This is a genomic window from Mesorhizobium sp. M0701 (genome assembly GCF_040320365.1).
Lineage (GTDB): Bacteria > Pseudomonadota > Alphaproteobacteria > Rhizobiales > Rhizobiaceae > Mesorhizobium.
This window is the reverse complement of the sequence record NZ_JAMYPO010000032.1, coordinates 1-11963: the sequence shown is the minus strand read 5'-3', so window position 1 is coordinate 11963 and position 11963 is coordinate 1. Positions and strand designations below refer to the sequence as shown.

The 11963-nt window shown below is 60.1% G+C and carries 15 protein-coding genes and 1 pseudogene; 13 read left to right on the top strand and 3 right to left on the bottom strand.

Annotation, left to right across the window (positions count from 1 at the left end; all coding sequences use genetic code 11):
• Positions 1-187: 187 nt before the first annotated feature.
• The 12 genes from NKI24_RS25100 to NKI24_RS25045 all read left to right on the top strand — a co-directional run bounded on the left by NKI24_RS25100 (position 188) and on the right by NKI24_RS25045 (position 9304).
• Entirely contained in the window at positions 188-835 is a 648-nt protein-coding gene (locus NKI24_RS25100; protein WP_352449135.1) for a type III secretion protein, read from the top strand.
• Between the two features lie 18 nt (positions 836-853).
• The gene (locus NKI24_RS25095) at positions 854-1483 is read left to right on the top strand and encodes a hypothetical protein (RefSeq protein WP_352449134.1); all 630 of its coding nucleotides are present in this window, start codon (positions 854-856) and stop codon (positions 1481-1483) included.
• Positions 1484-1505: 22 nt separating this feature from the next.
• The gene (gene sctJ / locus NKI24_RS25090; RefSeq protein ID WP_352749304.1) at positions 1506-2333 is read left to right on the top strand and encodes a type III secretion system inner membrane ring lipoprotein SctJ; all 828 of its coding nucleotides are present in this window, start codon (positions 1506-1508) and stop codon (positions 2331-2333) included.
• Entirely contained in the window at positions 2330-2950 is a 621-nt protein-coding gene (locus NKI24_RS25085) for a SctK family type III secretion system sorting platform protein (RefSeq protein WP_352749224.1), read from the top strand. The genes sctJ and NKI24_RS25085 overlap by 4 nt, the downstream gene beginning before the upstream one ends.
• Before the next feature lie 5 nt (positions 2951-2955).
• Positions 2956-3570: a type III secretion system stator protein SctL gene (gene sctL, locus NKI24_RS25080; RefSeq protein ID WP_352749221.1), complete on the top strand. Its 615-nt coding sequence runs from the start codon at positions 2956-2958 to the stop codon at positions 3568-3570.
• Entirely contained in the window at positions 3567-4925 is a 1359-nt protein-coding gene (locus NKI24_RS25075; protein ID WP_352749218.1) for a FliI/YscN family ATPase, read from the top strand. Before sctL ends, NKI24_RS25075 begins: the two co-directional genes overlap by 4 nt.
• The gene (locus NKI24_RS25070) at positions 4912-5397 is read left to right on the top strand and encodes a hypothetical protein (RefSeq protein ID WP_352749215.1); all 486 of its coding nucleotides are present in this window, start codon (positions 4912-4914) and stop codon (positions 5395-5397) included. The genes NKI24_RS25075 and NKI24_RS25070 overlap by 14 nt, the downstream gene beginning before the upstream one ends.
• Before the next feature lie 29 nt (positions 5398-5426).
• Positions 5427-6539, top strand: coding sequence for a type III secretion system cytoplasmic ring protein SctQ (sctQ, locus tag NKI24_RS25065; RefSeq protein ID WP_352749212.1), 1113 nt, complete (start codon positions 5427-5429; stop codon positions 6537-6539).
• Entirely contained in the window at positions 6532-7185 is a 654-nt protein-coding gene (gene sctR, locus NKI24_RS25060; RefSeq protein ID WP_352449128.1) for a type III secretion system export apparatus subunit SctR, read from the top strand. Before sctQ ends, sctR begins: the two co-directional genes overlap by 8 nt.
• 18 nt (positions 7186-7203) lie before the next feature.
• The gene (locus NKI24_RS25055) at positions 7204-7473 is read left to right on the top strand and encodes an EscS/YscS/HrcS family type III secretion system export apparatus protein (RefSeq protein WP_352449127.1); all 270 of its coding nucleotides are present in this window, start codon (positions 7204-7206) and stop codon (positions 7471-7473) included.
• Positions 7474-7482: 9 nt separating this feature from the next.
• Positions 7483-8298: a type III secretion system export apparatus subunit SctT gene (gene sctT, locus NKI24_RS25050; RefSeq protein WP_352449126.1), complete on the top strand. Its 816-nt coding sequence runs from the start codon at positions 7483-7485 to the stop codon at positions 8296-8298.
• Positions 8299-8392: 94 nt separating this feature from the next.
• Positions 8393-9304 carry a D-glutamate cyclase family protein gene (locus tag NKI24_RS25045; protein ID WP_352449125.1) on the top strand — a complete coding sequence of 304 codons (912 nt, stop codon included), beginning with the start codon at positions 8393-8395 and terminating at the stop codon, positions 9302-9304.
• Positions 9305-9607: 303 nt separating this feature from the next.
• On the opposite strand, the pseudogene NKI24_RS25040 reads toward NKI24_RS25045, so the two are convergent.
• Positions 9608-9757: pseudogene (locus NKI24_RS25040) on the bottom strand (ABC transporter ATP-binding protein); the annotation flags it as partial.
• Between the two features lie 71 nt (positions 9758-9828).
• On the opposite strand from NKI24_RS25040, the gene NKI24_RS25035 reads away from it, so the two are divergent.
• Positions 9829-10590, top strand: coding sequence for a protein-L-isoaspartate O-methyltransferase family protein (locus NKI24_RS25035; RefSeq protein ID WP_352449124.1), 762 nt, complete (start codon positions 9829-9831; stop codon positions 10588-10590).
• Here the strand turns inward: NKI24_RS25035 and NKI24_RS25030 are convergent.
• Together NKI24_RS25030 and NKI24_RS25025 are read right to left on the bottom strand one after the other, a co-directional pair.
• The gene (locus NKI24_RS25030) at positions 10537-11100 is read right to left on the bottom strand and encodes a cytochrome b (RefSeq protein ID WP_352449123.1); all 564 of its coding nucleotides are present in this window, start codon (positions 11098-11100) and stop codon (positions 10537-10539) included. The two genes, NKI24_RS25035 and NKI24_RS25030, sit on opposite strands and share 54 nt — an antisense overlap.
• 518 nt (positions 11101-11618) lie before the next feature.
• On the bottom strand, positions 11619-11963 hold a 345-nt coding region (locus NKI24_RS25025), incomplete at its 5' end, for an NAD-binding protein (protein ID WP_352749204.1).

Genomic DNA, 11963 nt, shown 5'->3' with positions numbered 1-11963 from the left:
GGTAACCGATTCCAACGCGGCACCATATCGCCTTGCGGATCGTTCGCAACATTTGGCACAGGTCGTTGATATATAATCCAATTGGACTTCCAATTTTCGAGTGTGCGCGATAGGATGACATCGGCGGACAAGCTATGAAGTAAGCGAGGCGGGTCATCACTCGTGGGTCGCTTGCGATAGGACCAATGTGACGGGACGCGGTATCTACCATGCGGATCGGTTGTCGGGAGGCAGGGCTACCGTTGTCGCCTGCGGCCTTGCCGTCATCCTGGCGCTCGGCTTTGATTGGCAGCGTGCGTCCGCTGCCGAACCGCGCTGGCCCCCTGGCCCTTACAAATACATCACGATCGATCAGTCCGTGACAGACGCGCTGGTTGAGCTCGGCCGCAACATGCGGGTGCCCATGCGTGTCAGCAAGCTGGTAAAGGGGCGCCTGAGCGCCGGCATGCCGGTTGGAACGGCCCGCGAGTTCCTCGAAGAGATATGCAATCGATACGGGCTGGTCTGGCATTTCGACGGTATCGTCATGAACGTCGCGACCGAAGCGGAAGTCCAGACGGAAATGATCCCGCTTGATGCCAACATGGCTGCTGACGCCGAAGACAGGCTTTCACGGCTGGGCGTCAACGACCCGAAGTTTCCAATAAAGGTTTCCAAGCAAGACGATGTCATCTCGGTATCGGGGCCGCCATCCTACATCGAACTCGTCAGGAAAACGCTCGGGGTTCCTGCCACGCCGAGCACGAAGCAGGAGACCGGCAAAGCTGTGTCGGTCCGCGTTTTCCGCGGAAAGCAGGCGGAGGCGCAGACTGTCCCCTCCGCCAAACCGAACTAAGAACTGGAGGGCACATTCATGCAAATCGCGCCGATTGGAGCCCTAGAGGCTACGCTTGCAAACTTGACCACCAGCATAAGTTCGCAACAGCAAATCACCGCCGCCGCGGCAGCGCAGCCCGGTAACCGAATGGTGGGCGCCAAGCAAGAAAAGCACGATGCCGCGAAGGTCAATATGCCTGAGCGCAGTGATGTCGCGATGCCGGCTGGTCAGCAGGTGGCGCAGACGCCCGGCGCCAATCCGGCAATCGGCGGACAGACTTCCAAACCGGAGAAGACCGAGCCGATCGTCGAACACAAACTCTTCGACTACATGGCCGAGACGGAGAACGCTGCAGGTGGGGTGTTCACGGAACCATCGGCCCTTTTCGGTTCTGCCGTTAAGTCGCTGGAAGGAACCATGCAGCAGGTCCAGAAGGCTCTTGGCCAGGCTAACGCTTCCCCAAGTGCTGAAACGGCCGCCATGCAGGATCGCGCCGACAAGACGGCCCCGTCCGGCAAGGAAGGCGAAGACTCCCCAGCCAAGAACGCAGAGCAACTCCTGGAACGATCGATTTCGGTGATGTGGGCAGCCGCCAATCTCGAGGTGGTTACGAGCAGCGTGACGGCCGTCACGTCGTCCACCAGCACGCTGATCAAACAACAGTAAGCGCCGCGGAGTGTTCGTGCCCATGCCAACCTCGCTGCGGCGTTCAACGCGATTGAATCAATGCGGCGTCCGGTGTCGCGTTGCGCTCGTTGTCATGGGTATGCTTGTGCTCCAGGCGTGTTCGGTGGAGTTGTATTCCAACCTTAACCAGCGGCAGGCCAACGAGATCGTGGCCACGCTCATGCGTCACGGGATCCCGGCCCAACGCGAGGTCGGCAAGGACGGCAAGATGACGGTTTCCGTACAGAAGGGCCGCTTCGCCGAAGCTATGGCCATTCTCGACGAGAGCGGCTTGCCCAAACAGGAATTCCAGACGCTCGGCGAGGTGTTCAAAAGGGATGGGCTTGTGTCCTCGCCGGTGGAAGAGCGGGCAACGATGATCTATGGCCTGAGCCAGGAGCTTTCGCAGACGATCTCGGACATCGACGGCGTGCTTTCGGCGCGCGTTCATCTCGTCCTGCCCGAAAACGATCCGCTGAGGCAGCAACTGGTACCGTCCTCCGCCTCCGTGTTCATCCGGCATCGCGCATCCGTTCCGATGAATGAGCTCATCCCGCAGGTCAAGATGCTGGTGGCTAAGGGCATCGCCGGACTGACCTATGACAATGTTTCCGTCACCCTCATTCCGGTTGCAGCGACAGCCCCCGAGCAGGAAACCGGCGAGGCCGGGTTCACCAGCTTCCTCGGCCTGTGGCTACATCCCGACAGCGTCGCCGCCGCGATGTCGCTGTTTTACGGCATGGCGGCGGCCATACTCGCGCTGGCTGGTCGGTTGGCCTACATGCAGTGGTATCGACGGCCCGGCATCTATGCGCTCGATGCTTCCGCAATGCCGGTGAAGAAAACATGACCCAGCCCGGCTCGGAGCAAACTGCCAGCCCGGAATGGCAGGCATTCATGTCCAACCCCGCATCCTATGTGGATGCGGCTTGGCTCGCGGAGTGCTTTGACGGCGCCATCGGCGAGGCTGCCTGCGAGCGCATGCTGCGGTCGCAACGCCTGCAGGAGCGACTGTCGAAGCTTCTGCTCGACCGGCATAGGCTCTCTCCGGCAGTCGAAGAGCCGGCCGATGCGGTGGATCGAGCGATCGCCTTGTCGTCTGGCGAAGAGTTGGAGGAACTTGCGCTTCGCTCGGGCGCGATCTACTGGGCCGGGAGTCTGGCCGCTGTCATTGTCGGGCGCGAAGCGGCCGCGTTGCAGGCGGCGCTTGGCGCTGATCTATGTGCTTTCGCCGTAGCCAACCGCGATCTGGCCGGCCCGATGCAGCGGTTGGGGCCGCTGGAAGACATTTCCGATCGCGTCTATGCCGACGGCCTGAGTTGCCTTGGCGCCTGGTGTCAGACCATGCCGAGCGATACGAGCATGCGGGTGCGTCTCAAGCTGATGCCGCAACAGCTTATTCACCAGCCGGTAGCCGAACAATTTGCCGAGGTCGGCCCCGCAATTGTTCGACGAGCGATGAGCTAGACGAGATGATCGAATCGGGCAAAGCGTCGGAAGCTCTGAGGCGTCCCTACGCTCGGATCCTGCGGGCCGCCGAGGTGCGCACTCTCCAGGATGGGCATGCATTTCTCGATGAAGCAAGGCGTGATGCGCAGCAGTTGCGCGACGCCGCACGGCGAGCCTATGCGGCCGAATACGCGCAGGGCTATGACGACGGCAGGGCGCAAGGCGATGCGGAGGCCACGCGGTTAATCAGCGAGACGGCGGTCAAAGTGGATCGCTATTTCGGTGGGCTGGAATCCGAAGTCGTTGGCCTTGCCGTCGATATCGTCAGGCGAATTCTGGGAGAATTCGACGTCGGCGCGCTTGTCGCCAAAGGCGCAAGACAGGCGGTGACTGAAATCCGCCGCGCCAAGTACCTAAAACTCCGAGTTCATTCCGGGTCCATCGAAAGGGTTCGTGATGAGCTGGAGGCAGTCTTGCGCGAGAGTGATCTGGCGATGACGGTTGAGATCGACGCGGATGACGCGCTGGCTGCGGACGCCTGCATCGTTTCGACCGACTTTGCCGTCGTCGACGCGAGCATCGACGCGCAGCTCAAAGCCATAGCTGCCGCGATTGCGCCGAAGACGGAGGTCCGATGACCGCGCCCGCCGCCGATATCGAAAGCCGTCTGGCCTCCATCATTCCGAATTTGCGTTCGGGCCTGCGCGACGATACCGGCCGGCCCAGGAAGGGGCGTGTACGGCGGGTCGCCGGCACGGTCATTCATGCGACTGTGGAGGAGGCCCGTATTGGCGAGATATGCGAACTCGTCGACCCCAGGACTGGCAGGATGACCAAGGCGGAAGTCGTCGGCCTCATGGACGAAATGGCGGTCCTTGTTCCGCTTGGCGATTTGGCCGGTCTTTCAAACCTGACTGAGGTCGTGGCGACCGGAAAAGACCAGCAGGTGCCAGTCGGTCCCAGCCTTCTTGGTCGAGTGATCAGCGCGCTTGGCGAGCCATTGGACGGCAAGCCGCTTTCGCCGAATGGCATCATCGGCAGCTATCCGGTCAATGCCTATCCGCCATCTCCGTTGGAGCGCAGCTTGATTTCCGAGCCGATCCAGCTCGGAATACGCGCCCTCGATGGGCTGCTCACCTGCGCGCGCGGGCAGCGCGTCGGCATCTTTGGCGAACCTGGGGTGGGAAAGTCGATCCTGCTTTCCGATATCGTCAGCGGCACCGATGCCGATGTCGCCGTGGTCGCCCTTGTTGGAGAGCGCGGACGTGAGGTGCGCGAATTCCTCGAACAACAGCTCGGGCCGGAGGGGCGGGCGAGGGCCATTGTCGTCGTTGCGACCTCCGACCGTCCTGCCATCGAGCGTGTCAAGGCCGCCTATGTGGCGACCAGTATTGCCGAATATTTTCGCGACCAGGGCAAGCATGTGTTGCTTGCAATGGACAACATAACGCGGTTTGCCCGTGCGCAGCGAGAGATTGGCCTGGCCGCGGGCGAGCCGCCGACGCGTCGCGGCTTTCCGTCTTCGCTGTTTGCGGTCTTGCCCCGTCTGCTCGAGCGGTCAGGCACGGGTCGCGTCGGATCCATCACCAGCCTCTACAGCGTTCTTCTTGAAGGCGACGGTACGCTGGACCCTGTCGCCGAGGAAGTTCAGGCCCTCCTTGATGGCCACGTCTTCTTGTCGAGCGAGCTTGCGCAGCGCAACCATTTCCCGGCCATTGATGTCCTGCGCAGCCGAAGCCGCCTCATGGATGCGGTTGTGGCGCCGGAACATCGGTCCGACGCCGGCCACCTGCGTGAACTGCTTGCCCGCTACGCTGACATCGAGCTTCTCCTGCGCGTCGGTGAATACGAAAAAGGCAGCGATCCCGTGGCGGACGAGGCAGTGGCGAAGATCGGTGTCATCAACGCCTTTCTGCGTCAGGCGTCCGCCACTCATGAGAGCCTGGAGAGGACACGCCAACTCATGCGGGAGATCGTCGGTGAAAGATCGTGAGATGATCGCTCGATTACGCGACCTCAGACGCCGGCGTGAAGACCGCGCAAGGGAAGAGGTGATCAGAAGGCACGCTGCTGTGGACCGGGCCGCGAGGAAGGGTCGGGAGGCGGCCGGTGCGGTCACGGAGCACCTCCAGCGCATCGATGCCGAAGACGCAGCGTTCGGCTCGCTTGTTGGGCATCCGATAAAGGCTGCCAGTCTTCACCGGCTACAGGCACGGTTCGAAATCGCCGCCAGAAAAACCGCGCAGTTGCGGGAAAACGAGAAGATGGCGGGCGTTGTCGAGCAGCAACGGAAAGCGGAGCTGTCGGAAGCCCGCAATGATCATCGTGCAACCATGAAGGCGGTGACGAAGCTGGACAGGCTGTTGCAGCATCTGACCAAACGCACCGCACGGCGTTGCTTGGCGCTTGCCGAGCTTTCCGAGGAAGAGGAGCGCGGTCCAACGCGCCTGTCCACAGAACGATAGCCCAGTTTGTGATCGTGAATATGGATGTGATGCCCCAAGCCTTCGCGTCGGGAAAAACGAGAGCGCAGGTAAAGCCGGCAAAACGCAAGGCCTCACGGTCGAGCGTTGGCGAGCGGCTGGTGCTGAACTCTGTTGCGTCTGTCGACGTTGAGGCATTGAACGCCTTCTACCGCCGGCGCGCGCCCGCGGAAATCACGATCGCGGGCAAGGCCGTGGCGATTGCCGCCGTCTGGCCGGCGCCGAACCCTGCCGACCAGCGGTGGTGCACGATTGCGTTCTCCGTCGGAGACACGATGGGCAAATTGCGCCTGCCGCTTTCTGTGGTCGAACGGGGCTTCGCCAGGGCAGACGAACTGGTCGACATGAAGCGGCTGGCCCCCGCTCACGCAGCACTGCTGCTGGAATCCGCGTTTGAAGAGGATCTCGAATGGGTCGAGGCCAAACTGGGCGAGAGCATCGCGCTCACCTCGGTCACACAAGCAGATGCCGTTTCCATTTCGGGCGAGACCCCGTTGGCTTTTGTCCTGACCGGCAGTCAGGAAACGATTGACTGCGTCTTGAACACGAATGACGCCGGGCTGGCGGTACGGATCGGCCGTCTTTTCGACGAGATCGCCAAGGCCAGACCGCCGTGCCCGGCCGAATTTCCTCTGCCAATCTGCCTTCGGCGTGGCGCACTCAACCTAACCCTTGGCGAGCTTAAAAGCCTCCAGCCTGACGACGTAGTTCTTTTCAGGAATGAGGCGGAAGAACGCATGGCGGCACTCATCATTGCCGAGCGCCTTTATGCGCCGGTCGCCCTGACGGCCGCCGGGCCGCAATTGCTTGCCGCGCCGACGGCTATCGCCGGATCGAATTGGGAGTGGACCATGAACCAGAACACGTCGCCGCCAGCCGGCCAGACTTTGGAAGAATCAACCCTGGACGAGTTGCCGGTCGTGCTTGCCTTCGAGATCGGCCGCACGGCAATGCCTCTCGGGGAGGTGAAGCAGCTTGCGCCCGGCACTATTGTTCCGCTCGCCGATGTGACCGAGGCGATTGTCGACATCATCGCCAACGGCAAACGTGTCGGCCGCGGTGAGATCGTGCGGATCGGCGAAAGCCTGGGCGTGCGGATCGTGCGCATGTTCGATAATGGTTGAGAATTCGCCCAATCTGCTTGGGATTCTGATCGCGGTCGGCTTTGTCGGGTTGCTGCCTCTGGCGGTCGTCACGATGACGGGATTCTTGAAGATCTCGGTCGTGCTGTTTCTCATCCGCAACGCGCTCGGCGTCCAGCAGATGCCACCCAATCTGGTGCTATACGGCATAGCGCTTGTGCTCACGGTCTATGTGACGACCCCGTTGCTGAGCGAGATGTCGGGCCGACTTGAGGAAGGGCAGGTTCAGTTCCAGACCACGGACGACCTCGCCAGAGCGGCGCAACTGGTCAGGGAACCATTGCAGCGACACCTCATGAAGTTCACCCAGCCGCAGGAGCGGCAGTTCTTTCTCGATGGAACGAGCCGCCTGTGGCCGGAACAGGCGCGGCAGAACCTGAAGGACGACGATCTCTCGATCCTTGTTCCGGCCTTTGTCGCATCCGAGCTGACCCGTGCCTTCGAGATCGGCTTCCTGCTTTATCTTCCTTTCCTCATCATCGATATCGTTGTTGCCAATATCCTGATGACGCTCGGCATGATCATGGTCTCGCCGGTCCTCATATCGATTCCTCTGAAACTGTTCCTTTTCGTTGCCATAGATGGCTGGTCGCGGCTGATGCATGGCCTCATTCTGAGTTACGGCTGACGCCGATGGGAGGGTTGCATGGGCAATGACTTCATCCTGGCAAAGGTCCAAAGCGCACTTCTCACGGTGCTGTTCGCGTCCAGCCCGGCGATCATTGCTGCGCTGGCGGTCGGCGTCCTCGTCGGTCTTGCCCAGGCGCTGACGCAAATTCAGGACCAGTCGCTGCCGCAGACCATCAAGCTGGTCGTGATCCTGCTGGTCATCATCGTCTTCGGTCCTTTGCTTGGACAACAGATCGCGCAACAGGCCTCGACGGCGCTGGACGAATTTCCCGTCGTCACGCGTTGAGGCACGCGGATGCCGGTCGAACCACTCTTCGCCTCCGTCAAAGAGCTTCAGGTCTATCTTCTGGCAGGCGCATTCGCGCTCGCTCGCATGACCGGTTTCATGCTTCTGATGCCGCTTTTTTCGCGTGTGCCGTTGTCAGGTCTTTTGCGCAATGGCGTGGCGCTGGCGCTGGTGGTTCCGGTCCTTCCGATGATCGTGAGTACGCTGACGAACACCGATATCACGACCACGATGATCGTGGTGTACATCCTCAAGGAGGTGGTGGTCGGCGTAACGCTCGGGCTCGCAATGGGTATACCGTTCTGGGCAGCGGAGGCCGCTGGCGATGTCCTTGACCTGCAGCGCGGCTCCACGATGGGGACGCTGATTGACCCGATGATGACGCATGAGACGAGTGCCACCGGCACCTTACTCGCCGTCATCATGGTCACGGTCTACCTGGCCGCCGGAGGTGTGCAGCTTTCCCTGACCAGTCTCTACGAGAGCTACGGCCTGTGGCCGATCGATCAACTTCTGCCTGTATTCAGCAAGGATGCTGCGGGGATATTTCTCGGTCTGCTCAATCGCATCCTGGCGATGGCGCTGACCCTCGTCTTCCCGCTCATTATCAGCATGCTCCTGTCCGACATTGTGCTGGCTTTCCTGGCGCGGGCCTCTCCGCACCTGAATGTTTTTGCATTGTCGCTGGTCGTCAAGACGCTGGTCTTCAGCCTTGTCTTTGTACTCTATGCGGCTTTCCTGCTTTTCTACATGAACCGGGATCTTGGCTTCCTGCACGAGGCGAGCCGACAGATAAAAGCGATCGGCTGCCGCAGCTGTCAATGAGAACAAATATGAGCAAAAGCTAATAATAAGCGCCATCCTTCGCCAGCCAATAAATACGATTTATCGATGAGAAAAGATTCTGATGATTTGACAAGTGACCGACCCGCCGATGATCTTACGCGCTCTCGACGTGTCTCTGAAACGTGCATATCCGTTGGAAGCCATGGCTCGCCCGATCACTTCATTGATCTACGAGGATTTGCGAATGGTCGATGCGGACAGCCTACGCAGGCTCGTCAGGATGGGTGCCTATGAGGGGCATACAGGAGGGCTTGCGCGCGGCAAGCTCCAGGCCAACGTCGTGATTGTGCCCCGCAGCTTTGCCGCCGATTTCCATCAGTTTTGCGTCCGCAATCCGAAACCCTGCCCTTTGGTGGGCGTGAGCCGTGCGGGCAGCCCATTGCTGCCAGCGCTGGGCGATATCGATATCCGTACCGATGCGCCACAGTACAGCATCTATTACTTTGGCGAGATGATCCGGCAGACCACAGACATCATCGACCTATGGCGAGATGACTTTTCGGCTTTCGCGCTCGGCAGTTCGCTCACCGTCGAGGCCGCACTTGTCGAAAAGGGCGTGAAATTCCGGCGCATCGGCCGTGGAAAAACCGCCCCCAAGTTCCGCACCAAGATCGAGACGTCCCAAGTCGGACCGTTCGGTGGCGAAATGGTCGTCTCAATGCGCCCGATAAGGTATAGCGACGTCGACAAGGTTCGCGCGCTCACCGCGCGTTTTCTGCATGCGCACGGGTCGCCCATCCATGTCGGAGAGCCCACGACGATCGGGATCCGAAATTTGATGGCTCCCGACTGGGGCGATGCCGTCGAAGTCTTGGAAGGGGAGGTGCCTGTATTCTGGGCCAGCAGCCTGACCGCCCAAGACGCTCTTGCTCGTGCCGAACTCGCGATCTCGATCACAGTGTCGCCGGGCCATATGCTGATCACCGACGTGGATGCACGGGCGCTGTCTTGGCCTAATGTCGAGCTTGGCGCGAGCTTGCAATGATCGTGCTCAAGTCAGAGCTTGCCTGGTCCAACGCTTCGAAGCACCTCGACAGCAGGGCGGACGGGATGGCCTCTGACCGTGGACCCCACCACGGCCTTTCGCGAGAGCCTTGGCTGTGCCTCGAAGCTTGGTAGTCATAGTCGTGCATGACCCTCGCGAAGAGTAGGTCAGCGGTGATGATTTCGGACTGTACTTGATTGGGCTCATTCATTTTATCTGCCGCTCTGGCTGGGCTTCTGGCTTATTCGCCGGCCCAGCTCGGTAGATCAACCTTCGGTAGCGGTATAAGGTTCCGGAACTGATCCCGCCAGAGAGCTGGTGCGGGAACCTGTAACTGAGGGCCGGATCCAGGCCGACCGACCGCAGGACGGCTTCCACGTCTGCCGAGTTCGTTGCGAACCCTTGGTTTCGGAGCGGCTCCTTGAGCTGCGAGCGGATCGTCTTGCGGGGATAGGGACCCTTTGCCGTCGTTCGGTTTTCTGAGAGCATGACAAAGTACGCACAATCCGCGAGCCGATATTTCCATGCCAACAAGAATCGATGCCAGTGAAGCGCGCCGGTGGTTTGCCGAAGACCTGCGTGTCTCATCACCTGTCTTGCACAATCTTGCGGTCATCGAGGCCTTCGCAAAGGTTCCGCGCGAACAGTACCTTGGCGACGGGCCATGGCGTATCCATTCGAGATTGCAAATCGGGGCGGTCCATACCAGCCCTTCAACCGCACTTCACGAGATTTACCACGACGTTCTGGTCTCGCTTGACGAACAGCGCGGATTAAACAGCGGCCTGCCGTCACTTTGGGCATTGGCTTTCGACCATCTGAATATGGCTCCCGGTCAGACTGTCCTTCAGGTGGGCGCTGGTGTCGGCTATTTCACCGCCATCCTCGCGGAACTGACGGGGTCTGAAGGACGCGTGATTGCATACGAGATCGACGAAGAACTCGCTCGGCGCGCGCAAAGCAATCTTGCTCATTATGCCCATGTAGAAGTGATATCCGGTGATGCAACGCAGGCAGTTGATCTGCCAAACCTCGATGTTGTGGTCGCCTTTGCCGGAGTGACGCACGTGCCGGAACGGTGGCTTTCAAATTTGTCCGACAAGGGTCGGATGGCGCTGCCGTTCACAGGTGAAGACCAACGAGGCTTCATGATGCTTCTGGAAAGGGCTGGCTGTGCGTTTCCTGTAAGATCACTTATGCCATGCGGGTTTTACCCCTGCAGCGGAGCTATTCTAGCGGCGTTCGAAGCAGGTTACTGGTTCCCTTCGGGGCAGAATCCGCTTTAACACGTCGTCCTTCTTCACGAAATGGTGCCAGAGCGCGGCTAGCGCGTGTCCTCCAGCCAGGATCAAGATTGCGTTAGCGCAAAGGCCGTGAACTTCTCTGATACTGCCCGCGATGCCGCGATCCGGCGCAAAAGGTGCCGGAATCGTAAACAATCCGAAAAAGGTCAGCGCATCGCCTCTGAACCACGTCAGCAGGATGCCAAGCGCGGGAATTGCGACAAGCAGGACATACAGGGCGAGATGACCAAGCTTGGCCACGGCACGTTCGAAACCTGTCATGGAATCGGGCAGGGTCGGTGCGCCTCTTGCCAACCGCAAGGCCACCCGCCAGAGCACGAGAGCAGCCAGAAGCAGGCCAAAAGAGATGTGAAGCCACCATGCAAGGGCTCGGTCGGGATCGCCACGTTGGAAGAGATCATCGCCGAAGGTCAGCAGATACATGCCTACAACCAACGCGAACAAAGCCCAGTGCAAACTCTTCTGGGTCGAGGAATAGCCGACTGTCGGCATAGGGCATCTCCGGTTTCGACCGTCCGAGTTGCTATCTGCATTAGGGCGAAGTTGCGGCTCCGATATTACGGTTTCGTAATGCAAAGCGTCTCTCAGCCGCAAGCTACCCTCAGGCGGGATTCGCCTGAGCAATCCTCTATTGGTCAGTCGTCCACTCCATTAAGCAGAGGTGCGATAACCCATTGTCATGCGGGGCTTGCGCTGTCGCACGATCCTCCACCATCAGGCCGTGGCTGAGCAGATAGAAGGCGTAGAACTCCTGCTGGGGACGGAAAAATGGCTCGCCATTCGAGACAGATAACCAAAATTGTCGGATCTTCGGCCAATTCCTCCCGCTTGCGGATAAAAAGTAATTTCATGCTTTGTGACGCGTGTGCGGATGCAACGGATATCCAAGAAGTTCTATCGATTTGCCGCTTTAGTTGTTTCGAATCGCCGCTCACCTCGAGGAAAGCTTGTCATTATTCCGACGAACGCCGGCGAGGCCGCTCGGGACAGGGCAGCGGAATACTGTTTGGTTATGCCTCCGATGACGGCATGCCCGCCCCCGAAGGTGCGTCCATGCCGGCATCCCTGGCGGCAAGCCTGCCGATGGCCGACCAGTCGAGCTTTTCGCCGCCATGGGCGAGCAGGGTGAGGAAGCGGTCACGCAGGAGGCTGGCGATCGGCAGCGGCACGCGCAAATCCTCGGCTGCTGCCAGCGTCAGCCGGATGTCTTTCTGACCCAACGGCGCCGCGAAGCCGGCCGGCTTGAACTTGCCCTCCACGATCAGCGCCGCATAGGTCTTATAGAGGGGAGCCCCGAACAGCGTTGAGGTCAGAATGTCGAGATATAGCTGCTTGTCGACGCCGCCCTTGCTGAC